The organism is Arenibacter certesii DSM 19833 (assembly GCF_000429545.1).
In the GTDB taxonomy this organism is placed as follows: domain Bacteria; phylum Bacteroidota; class Bacteroidia; order Flavobacteriales; family Flavobacteriaceae; genus Arenibacter; species Arenibacter certesii.
In genome coordinates, this window is the sequence record NZ_AUCB01000005.1 from 38,690 (window position 1) to 63,889 (window position 25,200).

Consider the following 25,200-nt stretch of genomic DNA (forward strand, 5'->3'; position numbering starts at 1 on the left):
AGACACCTTAATTGGAAATTTGTAGTTAAAATCGTAAATTGTACCGTTAACAACAGTTATCATGACTGTTCGTTTTTTGATTGATGAATAAACTCCGGCTGATTACCGGAGTTTTTCATTTTATATATTAGGACAATCTACAATTCATAATAGAAAGAATCCCTTAGTACTTCTAAGCTTTTTGGAACTGCTGTTTCTGGAGATTCATTTCCCTCAAATTCAAGCGAAACATACCCTCGATAATTAGTATCGCGCATTATCTGTCCAATTTTAGGATAATCTATATCCAAAGTATACCACTTACCCCCTCCATAATAGGTTTTTGCCTGCACCAAAAAAGCCTGTGGAGCAAGTAACTTTATCTGTTCCTCTCTATTTTCTAAAAAATTACCCGTATCTAACGTCACCTGCAACCATGGACTGGCTATACTATCTACTATTCGCTTTACCCCTTCTGCAGTTCTTCCTAAGCCCCAATGGTTTTCTAGACCTAATACTACTCCGCATTTCTCTGCTACTGGCAAACATTTCTCTATGGCCTCTATCACCCAAACAAATGCATCATCATCGGTATAACCTTCCAAGGGCGATTCTATTCCTTTGTTGGCCATAAGCTCATCAAAAGAACCAGACGTTCCCCAGCGCCCTGTATTTAACCTCATTGTGGGTATACCCAATTTATATGCTAACTCAATTTGATGGATAGTCTTTGCTATATTTTCATCGCGAGAGCTTTTTTCTGGGCTAACATATCCCTGGTGGGTGGAAAACCCCATTAAATCCAATCCCGCATGAAATGCTTGTTTTTTAAGTTTTTGCAAATACCCATTTTCCTCAGAACTCATCTGAACCAACAAAAGTTCAATTCCGTCAAAACCCATCGCTGCTGCCTTATCTATACAGAACTCCATAGACACTTCCTCTTTTGGCCCATTAAACTGCCAAAAAGAATAGGTGGACACCCCAATAGGATTGTGCTTAATCTTTTTTATTTTTTTGGGATCAGCAACCGCACTCATGGGGCTAAAACTGGTTAAGGCTGTCCCCGCTCCCACCACAGCAGCGCCTTGAATAAATTTTCTTCTATCCATAAGTCTATATAATTAATTAATCTTAATTCTAAATATACTCATTAAAACCATAATCTAATAGTCCAAAAATTTTAGGTTTAAATGATAAACGAGGATTTAGATGTATCTTTGCATCCATATTATATTAAATAAAATGCATGAATTTCAAGGAATTAAAGCTTAACAAACCTATTTTAAGAGCTGTTGCAGAAAAAAACTACAACGCCCCTACCCCAGTACAGGAAATGGCTATTCCATTAGTCTTAGAAGGGAAAGATATAATTGTATCTGCACAAACCGGAACTGGGAAAACTGCTGCTTATGCACTTCCCATTCTTCAAATGCTATATAATAGGCAAGAAAGCTCAAAAAAAGGAAATAAAATAAAAGCTTTAATCGTGAGTCCCACTAGGGAATTAGCCATTCAGATTCAAGAAAGCTTTCGGGATTACGGTTTATACACCAGTCTAGTTTCCACGGTAGTCTATGGTGGTACCCCAATGGAACCGCAGATTGCCGAACTGAAAAAAGGAGTAGATATCCTTGTCGCAACCCCAGGTAGACTCTTAGACCTACACAAACAGGATATTATAAATTTGGATTATGTGGAAACCCTTGTCCTGGATGAAGCCGACCTTATGTTGGATATGGGGTTTATAGATGATGTTAAAAAAATAGAGCGGCTCTGTCCTTCGGGAAAACAAACACTTCTTTTCTCGGCTACTATCCCCTATAAGGTGGTACAACTGGCTGACAGCATTTTAAAGGATCCCACAAAAATTACGCTCACTCCAACCTCCTTGGCTGCTGCAAGAGTACATCAATTACTTTATTTTACTCCAAAAGCAAAGAAGATAGAACTGTCCCTGCACCTTTTAAAAAACACTGTAAAAGGCAATATCCTTATTTTTAGGAGAACAAAATATGGGGTGGACAAATTGGAGCAAACCCTGCTAAAAAATAACTATAAAGTAGAAACTTTACACGGGGATAAATCTCAAATAGATAGGCAGGAAGCACTTAAGCGATTCAAAAACAAGGAAGCCAGTATTTTAATCGCTACCGACGTGGCCGCCAGAGGGATAGACATAGACAACTTAGATAATGTTCTAAATTTTGATCTTCCAAACATTCCTGAGACCTATGTACACCGCATTGGAAGAACCGGAAGAGCCGGACAAAGCGGAACGTCATATTCCTTCTGCTCTGCCGACGAAAAAGAATATGTGATAAGCATACAAAAGCTAATGCAAAAACATATAGATGTTGTTGAGGACAATCCTTATCCTTTAGATCCCAAAGCAAAGCCCGAAATACATAAGAGGAAGGGAAGTAAACACAGAAAAGGAAGAAAATCTGAAGCGTCGAAAAAGAAAAAGAAACGGTGGTATTAGTATTTACTTGATTAAATACGCTATAATTTTACATCGATCTGTAATAGAATTATCGGTAGCGGCTCATTAAACAAACCGACCAATTTAGCAGAACCTAGCAAATTCCTTATCTTTATAAAAATTAACTTTTAGACAATTAAGAATGGATAAAAAATGTATTGCTCCTTCCTTATTAGCAGCCGATTTTGGCAATCTTCAGAGAGACATAGAAATGGTGAATAGAAGTGATGCAGATTGGTTCCATATAGATATAATGGATGGGGTCTTTGTACCTAACATCTCCTTTGGCATGCCAGTATTAAAGGCAATTACTGCCCACGCTACAAAGACCATAGATGTGCATCTTATGATTGTAGATCCTGACAGGTATATAAAAACATTTGCACAATTAGGTGCCAATAACCTTACGGTACACTATGAGGCTTGCACGCATTTACACCGCACTTTACAGGCCATTAAGGACGAGGGTATGGCAGCAGGGGTCGCCATTAATCCACATACAAATATCAGTCTCTTAGAAGATACTATTAACGATATTGACTTGGTATTGATCATGAGTGTAAACCCAGGATTTGGAGGTCAATCTTTTATTGAAAATACCTATGATAAGATTAAAGCCTTAAAAGCATTGATCAACCGAAAAGGAGCACATACCCTAATAGAAATTGACGGTGGAGTAACCTCTGAAAATGCCAAACCACTTATAGATGCCGGAGCAGATGTTCTAGTTGCGGGAAGCTTTATCTTTAAGAGTGATGACCCCTCTAAAACAATAACAGAATTAAAAGAATTAGTAGGATAATGAAGGATTATGATATTATTATTATCGGGGGTGGACCAATAGGAATAGCATGTGGACTGGAAGCTCAGAAGAAAGGAATGTCCTATATAATTATAGAAAAAGGATGTATCGTAAACTCTCTCTACAACTATCCTCTTAACATGCAATTTTTTTCCTCTTCGGAAAAGCTAGAAATAGATAATATCCCATTTATCAGCATAGAGGCCAAACCCAAAAGGAATGAAGCCTTGGAATATTATCGTAGAATAGTAACCTCTAACCAATTACAAATTCAATTGTTTGAGAAGGTTACTTCAATAGACAAGAACAACGGTCAGTTCCTTGTAAACACCACAAAAGATAACTATAAAACGGATAATATCATTGTTGCTACGGGGTTTTATGATATCCCCAATACGATGGATGTCCCTGGTGAAGATTTGGAAAAAGTATCCCATTACTATAAGGATCCACACTATTATTCCAATCAGAAGGTTGCTGTAATTGGAGCTAGTAATTCTTCTGTGGATGCTGCTTTGGAATGCTACCGTAAAGGAGCCGATGTTACCATGATTGTCCGTGGACCAGAAATTGGGGAACGCGTTAAATATTGGGTAAGACCCGATATTGTAAACAGGATTAGCGAAGGGAGTATAAAAGCCTATTACAACAGCAACGTAAAGGAGATTACCGAAGAAGAAATCCACATTGCAACACCAGAGGGAACCATATCTATAGAGAACGATTATGTATTGGCCTTAACGGGATATATGCCGAATTTCAATTTCTTGGAAAAATTAGGAATCCACTTATCAAATGACCATAAAAAACTCCCAAACTATAATCCTAAAACTATGGAAACCAATGTTTCGGGTATCTATTTAGCTGGAGTAATATGTGGAGGTATGGAAACCCATAAATGGTTTATAGAAAATTCTAGGATACACGCCCCTATGATCATAGATCATATTGAAAACAAAATCAGAGAGCAAAAGACAACTATTGCGGATTAATTACTATTGAAGTAATTGCCCTAATTTTTCATTTTCTAAGCCATAAATAGTTGCCTTTTTAAAAAGAATACAATACAAAAAGCGTTAAGATTACCCCAACACCACCCCCTCCATTAACGCATTTCCAACATTCTTTAATGCTATAGCAAATGCGCTCTTGTACCCGTATATTTTTATATAACTTATACTACCTCTAACGATAATCATTGGGAATCCAGATGAGAATTCTATTAATCTTTATTTTTTTTATGACCTTAGTTTCATTAAACGCCCAACATATTGCTCCCAAATCCATTAAAGATGAGGTAGCTACTGCCCTTTCCTATTACCCCGAACTGGCGGACACTCCTGTTACCGTTAAGTTTAAAAAAAATATTAGAAAATCTACTATGATGGCCCAGCCTAATTTCTGGAGCCTCTTTGGGTCAAGGAAGAATAGAAAATACCTTATCCTAATAAGTGAAAAGTTTAAGATTTCAGGGAAGGAGTTTCATACCAAATCCATTGATCCTAAGATTATGATAGGATGGATTGGGCATGAATTAGGTCATATTATGGATTACAAAGATAGGAGCAACCTTAATCTTTTTTGGTTTGGCATTAAATACTTCCTCTCTGGTTCTTATATAATAGAAGCAGAACGTGCTGCGGATACGTATGCTGTATCCCACGGAATGGGCACTTACATTTTAGGTACCAAAAACTTTATCCTGGACCATGCAGAAATCCGACAAGACTATAAAGACAGAATCAAGAAATATTATTTATCCCCCGAAGAGATCATGGTTTTGGTTGAACAAATGGAAGATAAATAGCTTACTTACCCTACGATACCACTTACCCTCCCTGTTATTATAATTGAACGAATACCAATAAGAGATAATTTTAAGCGTATTATGATTGTCTGTTTTCCATCACAAATTGTTCCCACTCTTCAAACTTTTCCTCTCCCATTACACGTTCCATTTTTACCTGTCCGCCTTTCTTTTTATTAGCCGCATTCCAATCATGGAATATGGAAACTGGCACTGGAGTTACCTTTACTCCTTTTAATGCTTTTGAACGTGCCACCTTATAATTCTTATTGGCACTTTTTAAATATTCATCCAAGTTTTCTGCGGTTTCATGCTCATCTAATTGTTCATCCGTGCCTAAGTACCAACAATGATGAAATTCACCTCCAATCTTTTTAGCGCAGATAGTGTATTCTGGAATTTTTATAGAAAATTGATCCTCAAGATGGTTTACGGCATCGTCCATTTTATTTACAGATAGTTGAGATCCCACCACATTCAGGAAAAACTTGGTCCGCCCTGTTATCTTAATTTCTGCCCGTTCTATGTCTGTAAATTCTATGGTGTCTCCAATAATATATCGCCAAGCCCCAGAAACCGTACTGATGATTAGAACATAATCCTGATTTAATTCTACTTCTGACAAAGGGATACACGGGGCATCTTTTATCAGGGCTCCATTTTGATCTATATACTTCGGATTAAAGGGCACAAACTCAAAATAAATCCCTCCATTGGTTACCAATTGCATGGCATCGGTTTCTGGTCTCGCTTGGAATGCTATAAACCCTTCAGACGCCAAATAGGTATCAATAATTGTGATGGGCTTCCCCAATAACGCATTAAAACTTTTTTCGTATGGAGAAAATGCAACTCCTCCAGAGGTATACACCTGCAAATTAGGCCATAGTTCGTGAATGTTCTTCAGTTTATGTCTTTCAATTACCTCCTTGAGCATCAGTTCCATCCAAGATGGAATACCACTTAGGGCTCCTATATCCCACTCGGTAGCTTTTTCGGCAATCCGATTAACACGTTCGTCCCAGTCATCTATTTCTGCAATTTCTTCTCCTGGCTTATAGTAACCCCTAAACCATGCGGGAATCTTACTTGCGCTTATTCCGCTAATTTCCCCTTCCAAATGTTCATCTACATTATCTAAGGCAGTAGAACTACCTAACATCATAATATCTTTTTCAAAGAAATCGGCAGGCAGATCAAAATTCGTTAAAGCATAGACTTGTTCTATTCCGGCGTCTTTTATCGCCTTAATCATTTCATTGGTCACCGGAATACGTTTACTAGTCTTCCCAGTTGTACCGGAACTTAGAGCAAAATAATCTGGTCTGCCCGGCCAGCTAACATCATTAGCCCCTTCGTGGATTTTGCACCACCACTCGGTGTTCATTTTATTATAGTCAAAATAAGGTACTTTTTGGGTAAAAGCATCTAACTGGTCTGGCGATTGTAAAATCTCATTAAACTTATAATGCTTACCAAAGTCGGTATCCTTAGCGGTCTCCAAAAGCATTTGTAATACTTCTTTTTGGGATTCTACCGGATTTTTTTCGCTTACCAACTGATCTCTTAAATCTAAAAACCCTTTAACTATACTACCTACTATCGCCATTTTTTCTTTAAAAATATGAGAGCTCCCTATAACTGATGAACGCGGACGATTAATATGTTGATGCAAATAAAATATTGTTGATAAAACTAACCTCAATTAATCATGACTTTGGGAGAAAACTAAGCTAAAAACATGAGAAGGAGGCCAGTTTTTATCTGTGGCGATACAGTGATTTCTAATAGCACGGACAGGCCAAAGCAACATATAATAAAGAACAAGATGAATCCTAAATTTTAATTTGATTATTATTATATACGAGAGATAGGCCACAATTCCCATAAAGACGGTTATCACCTTAAAAATCACTTCCTATTATCGACAAGGATGCTTAACTTTAGCAAAAATGTAATTAATGAAAACCGTTTTTTTAGTCAGTTTCATACTTTTTGTAGGGGTCTCCTGTGCCCAAAATAATGGAGATAATAATATGCCCAACACCTTATTATTTAAAGCTGCAGCAAATAACGACACTATAAGCTTAATACATGCGATTAATAAAGGTGCCAATCTGGAATTTAAAGACAGTAAAGGAAAAACGGCATTAATGATCGCTACCTATAATAATTATATAGAAGCCGCTAAGATCTTAATTAATGCAGGTGCCGATGTTAATGCACAAGATCATATGCTAAACTCCCCCTTTCTTTATGCAGGTGCCGAGGGTTTTACCGAAATTGTAAAGTTATGCATGACCGCTAATCCAGATTACCGGGTGGTAAATCGCTATCAAGGGACCGCGTTAATTCCGGCTTGTGAAAGCGCCCATTTGGAGGTCATTAAGATATTACTTGAAGACCCTAGCTATCCTGTAGACCATATTAACCGTTTGGGATGGACTGCTCTATTGGAGGCTATAATTCTAGGACATGGCGGAAAGGCGTATCAACAAACGGTTTCCCTTTTAATAGCTGCCAATGCCGATGTAAATATCGCTGACAGCAATAATGTATCCCCCCTACAGCACGCAGAACAAAAAGGATTTAAAGAAATTGTTCAAATTCTAAAAAATGCCGGGGCTAAATAATTCATTCCTCTTGTAATTGAATTATTGACCAATGTCTTTCAGTATTAATGAAGAAATATAATGTTCAGCAATGTAAGGATCACCTAACCCTTAAAAAAAACCACCCTTCACATCTAATTAAATTTTTATTCAATTTTTTTGCGCCTAAAAGCGTACACTTTGCTGATTGCATTAAACACCCTAGTGGGTTTATGGAAGATTAATAATATCAACTTATTAAATAGCCGCTTCATCCCTTCTAAAATGGAAACTTAAATGCTTTATAGATCAGGATAATTCACTTATCTTAGAGTTATCCATAATTGCAAATTACTACGCGCTTAATTCAATTTTTAAATGAAAAATTATTTATCGTTATTAGTGAAAAGAAATCTCTTTGTTCTATTTCTTTTTCTCACTGTTGGATTGTCTGCACAAGAGTCTAACTTAGATAGTATTTTATCCGACTTTAAAAATAAACCTCAACGAGTTCTGGTTGCTGCCCATAGAGCTACCAATGATAATTACCCAGAGAATTCTTTGGGCGCGATAAAGGAAAGCATTCTTATAGGTGTAGATATCGTTGAATTAGATATTAGGCAAAGCAAAGATGGGGAGTTGGTAATTATGCACGATCGTACCTTGGACAGAACTACCACTGGCAGTGGAAATGTAGAAGACTATACCCTAAAAGAACTTAAAAAGCTGCTACTAATGCATATGGACAGCGTTAGTACAGAGCACATCCCCACCTTCGAAGAGGTGCTTCAATTGACTAAGGGAAAAATTCTGCTAGACATCGATTTTAAATTAGAGGATATGGCCTCCATTGAGAAGACCTATGCCCTCATTCAAAAATACGGCATGGAAAACCAAATTCTATTTTTCCTTTATGATTATAAAGACACCCCAACCTTGCAAAAACTGGACAAAAGGATACGAATTATGCCAAGGGCCTATTCTAGAAGGGAAGTGAGGAGAATTTTAAGGATGGATAATATTGATATTGTTCATATCGACGAAAGCTACTATAAAGACAGCGCTATGCGCAACATCATAAACTCCGGAGCAAGGGTTTGGATAAATTCATTAGGAAAATATGATGCTATGGAACGCGTGAAAAAAGATTCTGGATTTAATGCTTTGTTGAGCAAGAAGTATGTTAATGTAATACAGACCGATTTACCAGAAGCCCTTTTAAATTACCTAAGAGCACGTAACCTCCACCGTTAATTTTGCCATATTATAAAGTCGGGAAAATCGATATTATTTTAGACAAATATTTTGATTACGTATTTTCGTTTTTTCTAACGAATCGATAATATATCACCATTCCCGAATATAGCAAAAAGACACCTCCAATAATATACAAGAGGGTGCTGTACTCAGTATACAATTTTGTATACCCTTGCAAGGCTTGGCCGCGCCTATAATAAAAAACTCCCAAAACCAGCATAAACAAGGAACTTAATGCTCCCCAAATAGGCAAAGCATTAACACAATCCAAATTCTTAATCTTTTTAAATTTTAGCAACAACTGGAGAATGGCCCACCACATCATCCAAGATGCCACTTGATACCCATTAAGAGACCTAAAATAATTAATAATCGTAACAGGCGGACTCAATAATAGAGGTATGCCCTTATAAGAAGGCCGATCCCGATACATTAGTATCTTTAGCTTGCTCTGGTCCCTATCTCTTAAAATTTCGACTATAGACCTCACTTTTGCCTTTGGATCCATAGCATACCAGTTGGGGATTGTAAAGGCATTCCAAATTGCGCATACCCTTCCATAACCATGATAATCCAACCCTCCCACCATAATTAATTCATTTTCTTCACAATATTGTTTAAGCTCCTGAAATAAGGTACGATCATAATACAATTCCTTACCTACATTTTCAATTTCAAATCCATCAGCTCCCAATTCTTTATAAAATTCCTTTTCTTTCCCCTTCCCATCAAACCAATGATTTATTATTACCGCACCACCATTATTATGCGTTAACTTAACAATGGTAGAATCTGGTTGCTCCATGGTCTGAAAACTTCCATCTAGCCCCAAAAGACTCATATGGTTAGAGCCCGAATGTTCTTGACCCACCATGACCATCGGCGTTAATGGAAATTTGTTATCCCGCTGTTGACGGGAAAATTCCATGGTTTTATTGTAATTGGCATGATCAGTAATAAAAAAAGCATCAAATCCATTTCTTTTATGCCACTCCCACATATTCTTTTGAGTAGTAAGTCCGTCATGGCTATATTCGGTATGGGAATGGGTGGTAACCAAAATATCATTTTTAGAATTATTAACTATAGTATTGTTAGGCAAAGGGATAAATAGCATTACCAAGAAGAAGGCAAATCCTACCGCAAGTAATAATGGAATATCACCAAACATCTTTATTAGCTTTTTTCTTTTTAAAGACTTGGAAGGAAGGGTTTTAAGTTGCATCAACCTATAACCGCTATAAAGAAACAACATCCATAAAATTGCAATTGGTATCTCACGCAAAGGATCTACCGCACGATTAAAAAAAAGTAAAGGCCCAAAAATAGGCTCAAACAGCATTCTCCATACAGGTATATGAATACTAAAATCAGCTACCGGCTGTACTGTTAATGCATTAATTATTTCGATGGGGAATGGAAATAAAAGAACTAAAATGAGTAGAAGAAGAGGTCCTACAATCCCTATTATAATCTCATCCCACTTTTCTTTTCGCATGTCCAAAAACTATTTTTACACCTTAGCTTTACTTTTGTTGAAATACACAAAAAATAAAACCATAATCCTATCTATGGCCTTTGATTCCTTTATGATGTGCTACACATTACTGTACCTCCCCACAAGTACCCTCGGAAAGGTCTATTATCAGGGCTTCTTAAAATACAATCAAAATACTGAAAAATAGGTAGAATCCCGTCAGATCTAAAACAGTTTGTTTAGTTTTTACGCTCATCGCTATGATGGTGAAAGTTTAAGTTTTTTGAAAGCCAACCTATCAGGGCATACGTTAGCCATGAATAACCTATGCCTAACAAGATAAAGAATTTATTGTCTAGGATTAGAGGTAGTATAATAGTTAAATGCTTTTACATACTCTTTTATTTGCGTCTGTTGCTCTGGATTGAACCGTTGTAAAGGCTCTGCTACAAAATCCTGACAAATGTTCATCGCTAACAAAGCGGACTTAGTACCTTTAATATGTCTAGATGAATATTTCCCCACTTCATAGATGGTATTATGGATCTTAATCACCTTTTTGCGCAAGGATTTTACCCTCTCAAAATCCTTTTCTTCAATCGCCTCATAAAGCTCTACAAATAATCCAGGAAAAAAATTAGCGCCTCCCGCCACAGCGCCATGTCCTCCATTCATTATAGTTTCAGGTAAGAACAATTCGGTTCCCGTCATGATAGAAAATAGGGGATCCTTTTTAAACTCCTCGATTAACATATAAAGAAATGACAGATCACCAGAACTATCCTTTATTCCTATTGCTCCTAACTCCCATGCTTTCCTTACTATTTTCATAGTTAAGTTTAGTTTTGTACAGCTAGGCATATTGTAAAGAATAAATGGCAATGGCAGTAGTGGCACTAAATTCTGCAAATAATCCAACATTTCTTTTTCCGAGATAGGAAGATAAAATGGAGGTGCTATCACCAAAGCATCGGCTCCTTCTTTTTTTGCATGGCTAGCCAAATCTATTGTTTCTTCAAACGAAGTGTCCGTAACACCCACAAGTATGGGCACCTTCCCGGCTACCAATCTACAGGTTTCGGTGATCAACTTTTTACGGAGGTTATGGCTTAAGCTAGGTCCCTCACCTGATGTCCCCAAAAGGAAAATACCGTGTACTCTACCATCCAATAAATGATAAACCAAATTCTTTAAGCCAATAATATCTAACTTTAGATTCTCTTGGAGTGGAGTAACCATTGGCGGGATAATCCCCTTTAAAGGTAAATTCATTTGCCTGTATTTATAAGTCTTCCGCATACGGGTTACATCGATATCAAACAAATAGCCTACTCTAGCAATAAGACTTGTCAATATACCGGTATTAACCCTATATAGGATATACACAAAATAAAATGAATTATAAACCTCACACCACTATAATATTGTTTTAATTACATTAAATATTACCTTTTATTTAAAATTAATTAGTTATATTCACAATATAATGTCAATATATTAAATATGGAGTTTGTATTTGAGAATATCTATGTCCCGACCAAACATTCATTTATTTCGAGGAAGTTACCATTGGCATCCAATGCAAGAATCCACTCTCATAAAAACTTCGAATTAAATTTTATTACCTCGGGTTCTGGAAGAAGAATTGTAGGAGACAATATTTCTGGATTTGAAAATGGTGACCTCGTACTTTTGGGGCCTAACTTGCCCCATTGCTGGGAAGCTTTGGATGCCGAAAAAGGGAAAGATCCCTTTTGTATTGTCACCCATTTTTCGGAAGACATTATAAACTCGGATTTTTTCAAAATGCCTGAGTTGGAGCAGGTGTTGGATTTACTAAAACAATCTAATACTGGACTGCGATTTAAGCTTAAAAATGATACTTACATACGGTCTATCCTAGAAAAAATCACCCAGTTGACAGGTTTGGCATATTACATCCAATTATTAACTATATTCAATTATCTGATTCACGTTGAAGAAAGGGAAAATTTATCCAACCCCAATAGCCACTCTCCTACTTTTTCAAAAAATCTGGATAAGATCAACAAGGTGTATGAATATGTCTTTCAAAACATCCAGGAAGGGGTGAAATTAGAAGAAGCTGCTGCTGTATTAAATATGGCCCCTAGTAGTTTTTGCAGATATTTTAAGAAAAAGACTGGCCTTACCTTTATGGAATATGTAAAAAGCGTAAGGGTAGGCATAGCGGCCAAATTACTTGCGGAAACCGATAAGCAGATTACCCAAATTTGCTTTGAAAGTGGCTATAACAATCTTGCCAATTTTAATCATTATTTTAAGTTTATCATGGAAAAGACCCCATCCGAATATCGTAAGACGTTTAGATAATTCTACCTCCGTGCTGGCCTTTAATACAAATGAACCCTACCGCTTAAAAACATTAATCAACACTCCTAAAGATATTACTACAAAAGAAACTAAGGTGATAGGAGGCAGTCCCCCTTTCCAATTAGCAAAGTTCATCCAATTGTGATATCCCAAAAAAAATAGATGTAGCCCGAATAATAATAACAATCCCAGTATAAATTTACTAGAGGTCAAAAAATTCACCAGTCTTTCTTTACCTACTCCCCCATTCTTGAAACATTGATGATAAACTACTAACATCATAAAACTAATCACCCCAGCTAATAAACTTATTCCTCCCCTAGCAGACAACGTGCCGTTCTCTTCAAAAAAAACATTAAAATAAGAGGGATTAAGAATTAACAAACTCAATAATACATGGAGAATGGTCATTAAAAGTCCAGAAATCCCCAATAGTTTCTTAGCAGCTCTTGTTGAAAAAACAACTATGCCCAGGGTGGACAACGGCCTAATGGAAACACATAAAGTAAGAATGGTTATAGCCCCTAAGGACACTCCCTTATTAAGGACGAAGATGGGAAAGTCCTTCCAAGGCACATCCCCTTTTAGATGATACCTTAAAACAGCATATCCTATAGCTATTATCACAACAACTGTGATGAAAAAAATGTTCTTTTCTTTATCTTTATTCGTCATACACCTAGTCTAAAGGAAATCTATTGTGACCCCCTATATCGCCATGCAAAGTAATGGCCAGCAATGCCAAAAGAGCCATAAATGTTATAGCAACCAACAAATAGAGAGACCATTTTTTTATTGGCACACTGTCTTGGTTCCCAAAAGAAAAGGGTGCTTTTATGAAACGAAGTAATAGTATAAGTATTAAAATATTTAGTAAATACAGGTGATGCGTAGCTTCCATTATCCCTCCAAAAATCCCTTTAACGATATAACTCACCAACATATAGGGAACCAATAAAATAAATAAGGTTTGGAACACCTCTTTCTGCCCTAATTGCCTATTTCTCAATTGCAAGTACAGTAAAATCATCATTAAAAATAGTACTACAGCTGCCACCACCGTACTAATGGTGGCGAGCGACTCCAAGTTTGGTAAATTTTTTAAACGCCTAGCAAAGTGTGCGTAGCTCAGGGATTCTCTATAAACGATTAGCGGTATAAATAGAGCAATAACAACCCAGGCACTCCAGTTTTCCCACTTTTTTGGCTCTGGAATATCCATTGGCCATTTGGAACTGAAGACACCATAGGCCATCCCCAAGCCCCCAAAGAACCCGATACTATATTCCATAACATTCCACATATTAAAGGAAACCAGTGCTGTGATGCCCAATACCTGTAAAAAGTTACCTAATCCAAAGCCAATACCTGCTCCTAGCATTGAAAAAAATGCTACCCTAATGGCCGACAGTCTTTTTTCCCTAGCCATATGCCATAACATGGCTAATGCGGCACCCAAACAAACTGCCCAAGCCTCGGACCGTGGCGGAGTCATTTTTACACCTATTTGTTCTACTAAAAGATAGTAAGTTAAGAGTCCGCCAACTGTCATTTCTGTTATTAACGCTCCCCATTTAACTCTATTTTCCTTGGTAGAATCTAGGGTAAGCCCAACTAGTCCACCTCCTAACCATCCAAAAAGTCCGCCTATTACAAATAACATTCCCAGACCATAAAAGGCATTGATAAAATTGTCTGCTTTGCCATAGCCAACTATCATTCCGTAGCTAATCATACCGCCTGCTCCCCAGCCAATTCCAGAAGCCAAGGCGACAACCATCATTTTACGGTACCAATCTTGTCGTCGTGAAACCAGCACCAGTGCAACTCCGCCTATGCCGCCCGCCCATGCGGCACCCTGCTCATGCCCAAACTGACCCCGTATAGCCCATGCAGTTGCCAAAGACATAGCAACAATTAGTGCTGGGATTCGCCAAGTGCCTGTTTTCATAATAATGATTTTTGACTATTTTATTTCTTCGATCACACGTTTTACATGTCAATGAGTTCCACTAATTACCATCAGTCACCAATGAACGTAGTGGTACATCTCTGCCCCATAGGCTCCGTTTTCTTCTTTTATACTTAGCAATCAGATCAAGACTCAGTTCGTTAGTCCAATTGTGAGTGGCCTATTAGCTTAGGGTTTTGGTCTAATTTATTTTCGTCTCTTAACTTCTACTGTTTCTATTTCGTTTCCGTTAATATCCGTCACCAATAGAATGGCTTTGTTTTTTTTAACCTGCACGTTAACAAAATGCTCTATTTTAGTAGCTTTTTTTGTTTCGGGAAGTTCAAAATCAATGTCATATAGCGGTGCACCGGCACCAGCAGAGGTAATATAGTGAACGCCATTTTTTGTTGCTCTATGGTAATGATGATCATGACCGTTAAAAAAGACCTGCACATGGTGTCTTTCAAAAATATCGCCCCAGAACTTCCTAGTCTTTTCCGCTTCCGCTTTTCGATTTTTCATGGCACTGTAAAGGGGTTTGTGTTGAAAAATAAAAACAAAACCTGCTTCCTTATTTAAGTCCAACACTTTTTCCAACCATTTTTTTTGAGTGATGAAATATTCCGAGAATGCCTCTTGCCAAAAAGCCTCACTATTTTTATCGGTCACAAACTCGGGTTGGGAGATCTGTTTTCCTTCACTATCCAAAACAATCATAAGGGCATCACCTACAGTAAAGTAGTAGTATTTCTCATTATTGGGAAGATCGAAAAGGTCATAATAATAAGGGGAATCCTTCTCATGATTTCCTAATACTGGATAATAGGGGGTATTCCGCATCAAATCTTTATTCACTTCAAAAAATGCTTCCCAATCTTCTATAGATCTACCATTGGATACCAAATCACCAGAATTGACAATAAACCGTGGATTGGTTTCCATTATTTTGGCTACTACCTTGGCATGTACATCATGCCTACTTCTAGAATCGCCAGTAACCACAAAATTAAACGGGGCTATTTCCTCGGGATAGGTAGTTAATGTACCTTTCCCTTCATCCGTGCCATCATTAAGCACATCATAAGTATACTCCGTATTGGGCATTAATCTTCCCAAATGAATCTTATGGTGTTTATATTCACTTACGGTCTTTACATTTCCTTCGGGATCTGTAATAGTAGGCTCACTTACTTTAGTAGACCAGCATATGGTAGCGTCCTTGGTTCCCATTTGTTGTATATAAGGTCCAAAAGCAATCTTTGGATTTTCTTGTGCCAATCCAAATGCACCGATCAATAAGCATAATAAGAACAAAACTTTTTTCATGATTTACTATTTTTATATTTTAATTTATTGAGATACCATTTCCCTTTTACATCATTTATATTCCTTTACCCATTCTAGAGGAAATGCAACATGCTTAATAGTCTTATTTCCTTTGATATGATATGAATACGTAATATGGATTAAGCCATCCTTGGACTGAATCATGGACGGATAGGAAAAAGACCCTTCTTTGTTAACCTCATTTTCCAGGTTTCGGGTCCACTTCCATGTTTTACCTTCATCATCGGATACGCTTACAGCCAGACTATACCTTCCCGATTCAATATCATTATAGACCATAATCCAATTCCCATTCTTTAGTACAATGGTTTCTACGCTGGTACCAGGATTAGGGATTTTAGATTCGCTGGCATGGGTCCAAGAATAACCTTCATCCTTAGAAGTACTTTCCAAAATACGACCGGGAGCATCTCCATTATCGCGCATATAGGCAACTAGGCTTCCATCTTTCTTTTGTACAATACTAGGCTGAATATTACCATAGCCCACAATAGGCAAGCTCGGTTGCCAGGTAGCCCCATTATCATCTGAAATACCAATTAAGGAGAGGTTATAGCCATCCGAATAAAGTGGTAGGAGAATACGACCAGAAGGGAGTACTGTGGGATGAATACGGGTCATCCATCCCGTTTCTTTTTTGGTTTTATCCTTAGCGGCTTCTATGATCATGCTTTCGTAATTTGGCGCAAATTCTGCCCATGTTAGCCCACGGGAAGGCATCGCCTCAAATTGTTCCTCGATAGTTTTTTCAAAGGCTTCATCGGGTTTTAATAAAATAACATCTTGCCATTCCCATTTTGGAATTTCAGCTTTCATATAATCCGAAGCCACCTTATATTTCAAAATGGATCTTTCCCATCTATTCGCCTGAACCACGACCCAGAAGAGGTATAATTTATCTTTCGCATCCAAAAAAAGCACTGGGTTGCAATCTGGTTGACCGGGAGTGTCCGCGAGTAGAAAAGGTGCACTCCACTTCTTGCTTCCTTTTTTTAGTCTAGAACCATTTATTACAACGTCATTGGAATTACGTTCCCCTGAACCTTGAAACCAACTGGATAATAGGTCTCCGTTAGGAAGTTCCACTATAGAGCTTGCGTGGACATGCTGCCCTTGAAAAGGGAAAATATATTCTTCCCCATACCGCTGTTTTTGAGAAAACAGACTAACGGATATAAAAAATAAACCAATAAAATATCGGAAGGGCGCTGACGAATTTTGGATGGTACTAATTAGCTTCATTTTATAAATTTAGAAATTGATTATTGTTCAATGATTTTGATGGCAAATAATAAAAAAGAGGATGTTTAAATACAGTATGATTTATGTGTTGAGCTCAATGGAAATTGGTTAATATTTAACCAATACAATTTTCCAACTTTGCTAAAACGAACATCAAAATCTACATTTAAACTCCCTCCTTACTTATTGAAAAAACAAAAAAAAATCAATAAGGTTTACCTGTACCTTGTAGAACCCACATTTTAGACCATGCACTGTTATTACTGGTATCTTCTCCCTTAAACTGAGTGGCATCGAGCTTGCTTATTGCGGCATCGGCATTTTCAGAATTGGTGTCAATCTCATTGATATGATAATAAAACCTCAAGGGTAATGCATCTCGTTTAGAAGCCTCGCCGGTCTGTAAATTTGGGAAACCTGTTCTCCTATAATCAAACCATGCTTCTGCTGCGGAAGTCCAGTTTGCTATCCACTTTTGCAGCATAATATCTTCTAGACCTCCGTAGCGAGCACCTGTAATATAATCGTTATAACTACCTCCTACGCCCCAAGTTTCCAAGGATTGCTTAATACCTTCATTATAATGGCCCTCTGGACTACCAGACACCCAACCTTTGAGTGCTGCTTCCGCCAAAATAAAATGAACCTCAGCTGCAGATAACAAACGAGCTTTTAATAAGGGCCCCTTTGCTTCTTTATAAATATCATTTAACTGTGAAACATGTGGATTAAATGAACCTTGTTTAAATTCCTTCTTTAAGTTAAAAGCAGGACCCAAGGTGATAGCAGTTGGCAATCCAATATAATCCTTAGCATAATTTACTGGCACTCCCACCACATCTTCATATGCATCCACAATATCTTGGGAAACATGCCTTTCTCCATCCAGCATATAATCCGTACCATCTGGTGCCCCTGCATCCAAAACCAGGGGTATACCCACTTTATTCGCCCATACCCCTAATCTTGGATCATCCAAAGATTTTAATACCTCCACTAAGGTTTCTGCTATTTTAATTCTAAAATACGCTCCTTGGGAATCTGTGTCAAACTTAGTATTAGTAGGCCAAGAATCGTTCCCAGTATTACCTACATATGCCATAGCCGCATCATCCGCTGCGTTCAAGATCAAAGGATATTGCCCTGGGTTGGTAGTTATTCTTTTGATGCCATCTTCTGCCAAACCTGGCTCTTTTTCGGACAGTCTCATATAATACCTTAACGCCAGCGAATTAGCAAATTTTCTCCATTTCGCAACGCTCCCCGCGTAAAGTACATCTTGAGCCCCCTTAATTCCAAAATAGGAATCTTGACTTTTAGACAACAACGTATTAGCCCTAGCAAGATCGTCTAGGATTCCAAGATAGATATCTTTTTGATCGTCAAAGGCCGCATCAAAAAATGCTGCTCCTTCATTTCCTCTGAGCGCTTCAGAATAGGGAGCATCTCCCCACAGATCTGTAATCATTCCAAATAAATAAGCTCTCATAACCAGTCCTAATCCAAGGTGGAATTCTAAATTCTCACTCTCCGCCTTTTGAATTAAGGTTTTGTTATTGGTTAGAATGCTATACAGGCCATTCCAACTATGGGAGTCATTGCTCCAATCATAGGTATTATGTCCTCCGGACCACCCGTCTTTTTGTGTGTGTTGCATTACCCCCGCCAAATCACCGAAACCTAGATTCAGGGTGTTTTTTGCGGCACCTGTTATTACCGTCGGTACCAATAAATTAGGTTCCACGGTTTCTGCACTTATTTGATTTGGGTTTTCATTTAACTCTTCCAAACCATGGCAGGACACCAAAAAGGCAAGGCCGATTAACATTACAGCAACTTTATTTCTTATGTGATACATCATGATCATAGTTTTATTATTTAAAATGTGATACCAATTTTAAACCCTACCGGGATCACCCATGGATCTACGTTATAGCGCTCAATACCTTGTTTAAATTGTGTACCGCGTTTGTCTTGCCCAGATTCTGCCTGATATGCCCTTTCGGGATCTATTCCGAAAGCCGAATCCTTAGTCCACAACATAATGTTCCTACTATATACCGAAAGGGTTACATTGTGTAGTCCGGCCCTATCTACAAATATACGGGGGAGATCATAGCCCAAGGATATTTCTCTTAGCTTGATGAAGTCTGCATCGAACATATGGGGAGTTCCAAAATCCCATGCATTGGCAACTGAAAAGGGGATAAAACTGGTGCCTTCCAAGCCAAGGTTCTCTCTTTCCAATATAAAGTTGCCATTTTCATCGTGATACCCTACCACACCAGCGTTAAAGACCCCATCATAGACAACGCTACCCCCTAATGCTTCTGGGAACCCACCATTTCCTGGAGGTCCTCCAATGGATATAAAATTCTCTCCATAAATTAATAAGTCGGCATTGTCCAGCACCCAATCCTTTAATTCCTGTCCAGTAGAAGAAATCCCGGGATTGATTAAATTATCCAATAATTGCTGACTATATCCATCCTCGGTCATATACCTGGAAGTTTGGGACATATACTGTCCTCCAGAGCGCCAATCGAAGGTTAAATTCAGTGTAAAATTCTTATAGGACAGACTACTCTGTAATCCCATAATAAAGTCAGGATTATAATTCCCCACCTTTACGCGTTCTTCTTCTGCCAGCCATTCGGCATCCTCACCTTCACCTAGCAAAGGGTATCCAAAATAGGGAGAACTAGTATCTGTTACTCTTTTTATTTTGGGAGAATAAAGATTACCCACTAGGCCATCTTCCCCAGTAGCGGGACTGGCAACATAACCCCTAGAGACACTTTTATTATCGCTCCAGAATTCAATATAATCTATCCCTTCGGCAAGCGCTTTTATCTTGGATTCATTGGTGGTGAAATTTAGGTTTAGATCCCAATTTAAATTTTCTGTACTAATTGGGGCAAGCCCTAAAGAAAATTCATAGCCCTTACTTTCTAGAACCCCCGCATTTATGCTTACACTGCTATATCCCGATGAACCTGGAATTGGCACACTGGGAACGATTTGATTTTTGTTTTCCACCGTATAATAGGTCCCCTCAAAACGAACCCTATTATTAAAGAGGGCTAGATCTAAACCAAATTCCTTGGAGGTTGCCTCCTCAGGTTCCAAGCTTGGGGTGCTTAATCCTCCCGAAGCACTATACAAGATTGCATTAGCCCATTGGCCAGCGTTGTTATAATAGGCTCCCAATTGATAAGGACTGGTGTCGTTCCCTACCCGGGCCCACCCTCCTCTTAATTTAAACAGATTCATTTTGGGAATATTGACCACTTCGCTCAATAAAAAACTTAATGAAGCTGATGGATAAAAATAAGAACGATTATCTATGGGCAAGGTACTGGACCAATCGTTCCGCGCCGTAACATCCAAATACAGCATATCCTTAAATCCGAAATTGGCAAGACCGTAAACACTATTGATTGCTCTTTCACTTAAATAACTAGAATATTCCAAAGCAGTTGGTGCTATATTTTTCACCGTAAACAGATCGGGTACTATTAGTCCAACCCTAGATGCTGCAGAATTACTGAGGCCACTACTTTTTTGATACATTAAATTACCCCCTGCGGAAATACTAACATCAAGATCCCCATAATCCTTGGCATAGGTGGCCAGTAAATCCACATTGGTCTCCAACCCATCCGATTTAGCAATACCATAGGTCCCATTATTAGGTTCATTATTATACCCAGGAGACATTTTGGTTTCTTGCGTCTGATTGTAACTGTTCAGGTTATAACTGGTTCTAATATTGAAATCAGAGGATAGTTGCCAGTCCAAGGCCATATTACCAAAAATACGGTAGCGAGAATTGCTGTTGTTTATCCCATACGCCAAAAAATAGGGATTATTATAATCCTCGGAGATACTGAGTACGTCTGTACCTGGAAGATCATAATCCTTAATACTCCGTATATCTATATTGGCAGGCATGGCATATGCCCATTGTAAAGGATTTGCTCCTCTATTGGATGCTGGCCTATTATCTGAAAAGCTATGCACCACATTTACGTGGGTACTTATGATTAGTTTTTGATTAAAATTTGACGATGCTGAAAGGGAAAAACTGTTTCTATTGACATCGGAATTGGGAACAAGTCCTTTATTCTCCATATTGGTTACCCCTAACCTATAATTAAGCGCTTCTGTACTGTTGGTCACCGTAAGGCTATTGGATGTAGTAATTCCCGTTTGCAAGAAATTCTTAATATTGTTGGGGTAAGACCTGAGTTCGGTAGGTATGCGAACGCCATTGGCATCTAATGGTGCGTTCCATTGTACCGCATAATACCCTTTATCCAATTCTGGACCGGAATTACCTCCAGACAAGGATATTTCGGGTAGAATATTACTTCCTCCCTGGGATTCTGGGGAGAAAGAAAAATACCCAGAAGCAAATCTCGTCTGCTGTTTTAAATATTTATAAGGAACATCGAAAACGGTACTGGACGAAAAGGAGACTTTCATTTTTTCCTTATCCTTTGCTCTCTTAGTAGTAATCAATACCACACCATTACCAGCTCTGGAACCATAAAGTGCCGCAGCACTAGGTCCTTTTAATATACTTACATCCTCTATACTCTCAGGATCCAAATCCGAAATAGCGTTCCCGTAATCTACTCGGTTATCCCTACCAAAACCGCCAACGTTATTAACCGAGTTGGCAATTGGCACCCCATCTATTACAAAAAGCGGCTGGTTATCCGAACTCAATGAAATAGCGCCTCTTATCACCATACTTACAGAGGAACCAGTACCTCCGGTAGCGTTTAGGGTTACCCCTGCTACTTTCCCAGAGAGGGAATTTAATACGTTCTCTTGGGCCACACGGGTAAGTTCTTCGCCTGCGACATTTTCTACAGAATACCCTAAGGATTTTTCTGCCCTTTTAATACCAAGTGCAGTAACAACCACCTCATCTAGGTTTTCCGCACTGGTTTCCAAAACTATATTAATAGTTGCTCTACCATTTATGGGTGTCTCGGTTGGCTTATATCCCAAATAAGAATAGACCAAAACACTATTGCTTGAAGGTACATTAATACTATAATTTCCATCAAAGTCGGTAGACACCCCCTGGGTGGTACCCTTAACTAGTATGGTTACTCCAGGTAAGGGAGTTCCGTCATCCCATGACGAAACATTACCCGATACCGTATGTTGACCTGATTGTGCCGATAGTGCAGCCGTGCTTAGGAACAACAGCAGCAAACAAACTTGTCCAACTATCGGTTTTAGATAATTTATGTAATTGTTCATAAAATTGTTTTGTGGTTGGTTAAATTTTTTCGGAATATCCCCGTGTACTAATGATTTAACGGTTTATTTCACAACTTCAAAGGTTAAAACCAATGCGTGGGTATTAATTCCAATAGCATCTGTAGATGCTGCCATAAACATTGCCGCTCGCATTGTATTATCATTAACTTCCAATAGGATTACTTTCCGTTGGAAATCCATAAAACCCAAAAATTCAGTACCTGAAAAATCAAGGGTACTTACTGCTTTATAGGTTAAGGACATACCTGGGCCATATACTGAAGGAACGGTAAAGTCCTCACTTTCCACATAGGTAAACGTTGCGGAGTCATCTGGGGTATATCGTCCTGTACACAATCCAAAACTTTGATCGGCACTAGGGTTCACAATTCCAGCTCCTCCCGTGGTCACAAATTGGTAGACAAGACCACTGAAAGCAGCCCCGTCAGCTTTCACATCGTGCTCGTACCTACCATCAAAATGAAAGGTATACTCGTCTTCGTACACCTCCCCTATGCCTAAACCAGCACCCATAATTCCTGCAGGAAGTGGATTTGGCGCACCGGCAAACGGCGATAATGACGCATCCGCATTAGCGAAATAATCTGAAGCAGAGTGACTACTAGCTAATTTCCAAGTCTTGCCATTAGTTGCCGTTGGGCCGCCAGTAAGAAGAATATAGGGCGTAAGATCTACGGCCAACTGGATCTCTTTAGTTACAGAACTCCCATTGGCCCCCGTAGCTGTTAAAGTAGTAGTATAATACCCTCCCGTGGCGTAATTATGTACAGGATTTTTCTCAGTGCTAGTGTTTCCGTCTCCAAAATCCCATGTCCAGGAGACTGCACTATTCGTTAATCCTTGAAAGGCTACCTTCTTCCCCTTTACGCTATTAAAGATATCCGCAGAGAGCGGAAAACTATCCTTAACCGAATCGTCTGAGCTACAGGAGGACAAAGACAATAAAAGAGAAAACAGCATTCCAAAAATTACTGTTGTATTTTTTTTCATCATAGGTATTGCTTTTAGTTAAATGTGTGGTTGGTTAAAATTTCATTTTAAGTATTTAAAAGCTTGTAATCTTCCCCCTACTAACTTGCATTTTCAAATTCTCATTATAATCATAAGATATTAATTAATCATCAAACTTAACCTTAATATTTTCATTATAATTCAGCTATTTTATTAAAAACACATTAAATATTAACCTTCGATTTAATTATTTAAATATAATTTTACCGAAAAAGTCAATATTCTTAATGTTACGCCTTTGTTTAGAATTACAACTTTTCCTGACTATAATGTTAAATAACGCTATATAATGCTAAATTCTTCACGATTTTCCCCGTTGCTATTTAGTCTTCTTTGCTACTGTTTCTCAGTTGGGCTACAGTCTCAGCATCTTAAGGTTGGAGCAGCTATGCGAATGATTACGCCAGACCCTCTTATTGCCGTTTCTGGAGGTGTAGGAGTGCCAAAGCCCTCAAATGTTAAAAAAGGCGAACTAACCGTTAGGGCGATGGTCCTAGAAAAGGCAGGAGAGCGAATTGCAATAGTGAATATAGATAACCTGGGCTGGCCCGCTGCCCTTGGAAACAGAACAAAGGCATTGATTAAAGGCATTCCTGCAGAAAATATTGTAATTGGAGCAACCCACACCCACAGTGCGCCAGATGCGTATGCCTTCCCTGATAAAACAGGAAAGACTACCGCAGATCTAGCTTATTTAGACTGGTGCGTTATACAAATGGCAGAGGCAATAAATGAAGCTATTGAAAGTTTAGAATCCGCTTATCTAAAAATTACAGTTGGAGAAGTAATGGGTAAAATTGCTTACAACTATTATGCACCACAACTCTATGACCCTAGATGTGGGGTAATACAAGCGCTTGGCACTTCTGGAAAAAATAAAGACAAGCCTATTGTCACCTTGATAAATTATGCGATTCACCCTGAAGTTATAGGTAATAATCAAAAAATATTGAGTCCAGATCTAATTGGTCCGTTATATGATCGTATTACCTCCAAGACCCAAGGAATGGCCCTTTTTATGAACGGGGCGCAAGGAGGTATGGTCACGGCAGACAATAGATTAGATAATGGCAAGGAGGCAAACGATTGGGAAGAGTGTATTAGAATAGGTAATTTATTGGCAGATGAAGCCTTACGTTTATTATCGGATGCAAAACCCCAGCTCGATCCGCAAATGTTCGTACAGAGCAAACAAGTCATTTTTCCAATTGAATCTGAAATGATGCGTTTTATACTAAACAACTCTCCATTAAGCACGGGAACTTCTGATGACGGTAAAATTTCAACCGCTATTACGCTTTTAAATATAGGTACTGCCCAGGTTCTAACCATCCCCGGCGAAGCCTTACCCAATATTGGTTATTATCTAAAGCGAAAGATGCCTACAGATCATTCTTTCCTGTTTGGGTTGACTAATGATGCTTTTGGTTATATCTTAACCAAAGAAGATTATAACAGTTTTAAGCGATACGAATATATTACCAAGACTAGTTTAGGAGAAATGACCGGTGAAATCTTGGTTACGGAATTACTGGAACTCATTAATAAAAGTCCATTACCAGACAGCATTAAAACATACTCATCCAATTAAAACA

19 protein-coding genes are annotated in these 25,200 nt (G+C 38.3%); 8 read left to right on the forward strand and 11 right to left on the reverse strand.

Annotation, left to right across the window (positions count from 1 at the left end; all coding sequences use genetic code 11):
- Positions 1-137 precede the first annotated feature (137 nt).
- Positions 138-1,091, reverse strand: a complete 954-nt coding sequence (locus tag G466_RS0102220) for a TIM barrel protein (protein WP_026812181.1) — start codon at positions 1,089-1,091, stop codon at positions 138-140.
- 137 nt (positions 1,092-1,228) lie between these two features.
- Between G466_RS0102220 and G466_RS0102225 the strand changes: the two genes are divergently transcribed.
- The 4 genes from G466_RS0102225 (at position 1,229) to G466_RS0102240 (ending at position 5,073) form a co-directional block, all read left to right on the forward strand.
- Complete coding sequence (locus tag G466_RS0102225) at positions 1,229-2,464, forward strand: DEAD/DEAH box helicase (RefSeq protein ID WP_026812182.1); 1,236 nt, start codon at positions 1,229-1,231, stop codon at positions 2,462-2,464.
- Positions 2,465-2,606: 142 nt separating this feature from the next.
- Positions 2,607-3,266, forward strand: a complete 660-nt coding sequence (rpe, locus tag G466_RS0102230; RefSeq protein ID WP_026812183.1) for a ribulose-phosphate 3-epimerase — start codon at positions 2,607-2,609, stop codon at positions 3,264-3,266.
- Complete coding sequence (locus G466_RS0102235) at positions 3,266-4,258, forward strand: YpdA family putative bacillithiol disulfide reductase (protein ID WP_026812184.1); 993 nt, start codon at positions 3,266-3,268, stop codon at positions 4,256-4,258. Before rpe ends, G466_RS0102235 begins: the two co-directional genes overlap by 1 nt.
- 248 nt (positions 4,259-4,506) lie before the next feature.
- Positions 4,507-5,073: a hypothetical protein gene (locus G466_RS0102240; RefSeq protein WP_034234420.1), complete on the forward strand. Its 567-nt coding sequence runs from the start codon at positions 4,507-4,509 to the stop codon at positions 5,071-5,073.
- Between the two features lie 79 nt (positions 5,074-5,152).
- Here G466_RS0102240 and G466_RS0102245 read toward each other — a convergent pair whose 3' ends face one another.
- Positions 5,153-6,682: a GH3 family domain-containing protein gene (locus G466_RS0102245; RefSeq protein WP_026812186.1), complete on the reverse strand. Its 1,530-nt coding sequence runs from the start codon at positions 6,680-6,682 to the stop codon at positions 5,153-5,155.
- Positions 6,683-7,034: 352 nt separating this feature from the next.
- Here G466_RS0102245 and G466_RS0102250 point away from each other — a divergent pair, with 352 nt between their 5' ends.
- Both G466_RS0102250 and G466_RS0102260 read left to right on the forward strand, forming a co-directional pair.
- Positions 7,035-7,706 carry an ankyrin repeat domain-containing protein gene (locus G466_RS0102250; RefSeq protein WP_026812187.1) on the forward strand — a complete coding sequence of 224 codons (672 nt, stop codon included), beginning with the start codon at positions 7,035-7,037 and terminating at the stop codon, positions 7,704-7,706.
- 336 nt (positions 7,707-8,042) lie between these two features.
- Positions 8,043-8,918 carry a glycerophosphodiester phosphodiesterase family protein gene (locus G466_RS0102260; RefSeq protein WP_051315495.1) on the forward strand — a complete coding sequence of 292 codons (876 nt, stop codon included), beginning with the start codon at positions 8,043-8,045 and terminating at the stop codon, positions 8,916-8,918.
- Between the two features lie 55 nt (positions 8,919-8,973).
- On the opposite strand, the gene G466_RS0102265 is transcribed toward G466_RS0102260, so the two are convergent.
- A complete protein-coding gene (locus G466_RS0102265) occupies positions 8,974-10,419 on the reverse strand; it encodes a PHP domain-containing protein (RefSeq protein WP_026812189.1) in 1,446 nt (481 codons plus the stop codon).
- A 327-nt stretch (positions 10,420-10,746) separates the two neighbouring features.
- Positions 10,747-11,670 carry a dihydrodipicolinate synthase family protein gene (locus tag G466_RS0102275; RefSeq protein WP_026812191.1) on the reverse strand — a complete coding sequence of 308 codons (924 nt, stop codon included), beginning with the start codon at positions 11,668-11,670 and terminating at the stop codon, positions 10,747-10,749.
- Between the two features lie 231 nt (positions 11,671-11,901).
- Between G466_RS0102275 and G466_RS0102280 the strand changes: the two genes are divergently transcribed.
- The gene (locus tag G466_RS0102280; protein WP_026812192.1) at positions 11,902-12,750 is read left to right on the forward strand and encodes an AraC family transcriptional regulator; all 849 of its coding nucleotides are present in this window, start codon (positions 11,902-11,904) and stop codon (positions 12,748-12,750) included.
- Positions 12,751-12,786: 36 nt separating this feature from the next.
- On the opposite strand, the gene G466_RS0102285 is transcribed toward G466_RS0102280, so the two are convergent.
- The 7 genes from G466_RS0102285 to G466_RS0102315 form a co-directional block, all read right to left on the reverse strand.
- The gene (locus tag G466_RS0102285; RefSeq protein WP_026812193.1) at positions 12,787-13,425 is read right to left on the reverse strand and encodes a hypothetical protein; all 639 of its coding nucleotides are present in this window, start codon (positions 13,423-13,425) and stop codon (positions 12,787-12,789) included.
- A 4-nt stretch (positions 13,426-13,429) separates the two neighbouring features.
- On the reverse strand, positions 13,430-14,701 hold the full coding sequence (locus G466_RS0102290; RefSeq protein WP_026812194.1) for a hypothetical protein: 1,272 nt from the start codon (positions 14,699-14,701) through the stop codon (positions 13,430-13,432).
- A 207-nt stretch (positions 14,702-14,908) separates the two neighbouring features.
- Positions 14,909-16,030: a metallophosphoesterase family protein gene (locus G466_RS0102295; protein ID WP_026812195.1), complete on the reverse strand. Its 1,122-nt coding sequence runs from the start codon at positions 16,028-16,030 to the stop codon at positions 14,909-14,911.
- A 51-nt stretch (positions 16,031-16,081) separates the two neighbouring features.
- Positions 16,082-17,293, reverse strand: a complete 1,212-nt coding sequence (locus tag G466_RS21280; RefSeq protein ID WP_051315497.1) for a sialidase family protein — start codon at positions 17,291-17,293, stop codon at positions 16,082-16,084.
- A gap of 205 nt (positions 17,294-17,498) precedes the next feature.
- The gene (locus tag G466_RS0102305; RefSeq protein ID WP_205622016.1) at positions 17,499-19,154 is read right to left on the reverse strand and encodes a SusD/RagB family nutrient-binding outer membrane lipoprotein; all 1,656 of its coding nucleotides are present in this window, start codon (positions 19,152-19,154) and stop codon (positions 17,499-17,501) included.
- Positions 19,155-19,171: 17 nt separating this feature from the next.
- Entirely contained in the window at positions 19,172-22,573 is a 3,402-nt protein-coding gene (locus tag G466_RS0102310; protein WP_026812197.1) for a SusC/RagA family TonB-linked outer membrane protein, read from the reverse strand.
- Positions 22,574-22,636: 63 nt separating this feature from the next.
- On the reverse strand, positions 22,637-23,587 hold the full coding sequence (locus G466_RS0102315; RefSeq protein ID WP_084418678.1) for a PKD domain-containing protein: 951 nt from the start codon (positions 23,585-23,587) through the stop codon (positions 22,637-22,639).
- 307 nt (positions 23,588-23,894) lie between these two features.
- On the opposite strand from G466_RS0102315, the gene G466_RS0102320 reads away from it, so the two are divergent.
- Positions 23,895-25,196 carry a hypothetical protein gene (locus G466_RS0102320; RefSeq protein ID WP_034234422.1) on the forward strand — a complete coding sequence of 434 codons (1,302 nt, stop codon included), beginning with the start codon at positions 23,895-23,897 and terminating at the stop codon, positions 25,194-25,196.
- Positions 25,197-25,200 lie beyond the last annotated feature (4 nt).

Bases quoted from the DNA above. Each gene is read 5' to 3' on its own strand.
- G466_RS0102220 (WP_026812181.1), bottom strand. From the start codon at position 1,091: ATGGATAGAAGAAAATTTATTCAAGGCGCTGCTGTGGTGGGAGCGGGG.
- G466_RS0102225 (WP_026812182.1), top strand. From the start codon at position 1,229: ATGAATTTCAAGGAATTAAAGCTTAACAAACCTATTTTAAGAGCTGTT.
- rpe (WP_026812183.1), top strand. From the start codon at position 2,607: ATGGATAAAAAATGTATTGCTCCTTCCTTATTAGCAGCCGATTTTGGC.
- G466_RS0102235 (WP_026812184.1), top strand. From the start codon at position 3,266: ATGAAGGATTATGATATTATTATTATCGGGGGTGGACCAATAGGAATA.
- G466_RS0102240 (WP_034234420.1), top strand. From the start codon at position 4,507: ATGACCTTAGTTTCATTAAACGCCCAACATATTGCTCCCAAATCCATT.
- G466_RS0102245 (WP_026812186.1), bottom strand. From the start codon at position 6,682: ATGGCGATAGTAGGTAGTATAGTTAAAGGGTTTTTAGATTTAAGAGAT.
- G466_RS0102250 (WP_026812187.1), top strand. From the start codon at position 7,035: ATGAAAACCGTTTTTTTAGTCAGTTTCATACTTTTTGTAGGGGTCTCC.
- G466_RS0102260 (WP_051315495.1), top strand. From the start codon at position 8,043: ATGAAAAATTATTTATCGTTATTAGTGAAAAGAAATCTCTTTGTTCTA.
- G466_RS0102265 (WP_026812189.1), bottom strand. From the start codon at position 10,419: ATGCGAAAAGAAAAGTGGGATGAGATTATAATAGGGATTGTAGGACCT.
- G466_RS0102275 (WP_026812191.1), bottom strand. From the start codon at position 11,670: ATGAATTTACCTTTAAAGGGGATTATCCCGCCAATGGTTACTCCACTC.
- G466_RS0102280 (WP_026812192.1), top strand. From the start codon at position 11,902: ATGGAGTTTGTATTTGAGAATATCTATGTCCCGACCAAACATTCATTT.
- G466_RS0102285 (WP_026812193.1), bottom strand. From the start codon at position 13,425: ATGACGAATAAAGATAAAGAAAAGAACATTTTTTTCATCACAGTTGTT.
- G466_RS0102290 (WP_026812194.1), bottom strand. From the start codon at position 14,701: ATGAAAACAGGCACTTGGCGAATCCCAGCACTAATTGTTGCTATGTCT.
- G466_RS0102295 (WP_026812195.1), bottom strand. From the start codon at position 16,030: ATGAAAAAAGTTTTGTTCTTATTATGCTTATTGATCGGTGCATTTGGA.
- G466_RS21280 (WP_051315497.1), bottom strand. From the start codon at position 17,293: ATGAAGCTAATTAGTACCATCCAAAATTCGTCAGCGCCCTTCCGATAT.
- G466_RS0102305 (WP_205622016.1), bottom strand. From the start codon at position 19,154: ATGATGTATCACATAAGAAATAAAGTTGCTGTAATGTTAATCGGCCTT.
- G466_RS0102310 (WP_026812197.1), bottom strand. From the start codon at position 22,573: ATGAACAATTACATAAATTATCTAAAACCGATAGTTGGACAAGTTTGT.
- G466_RS0102315 (WP_084418678.1), bottom strand. From the start codon at position 23,587: ATGATGAAAAAAAATACAACAGTAATTTTTGGAATGCTGTTTTCTCTT.
- G466_RS0102320 (WP_034234422.1), top strand. From the start codon at position 23,895: ATGCTAAATTCTTCACGATTTTCCCCGTTGCTATTTAGTCTTCTTTGC.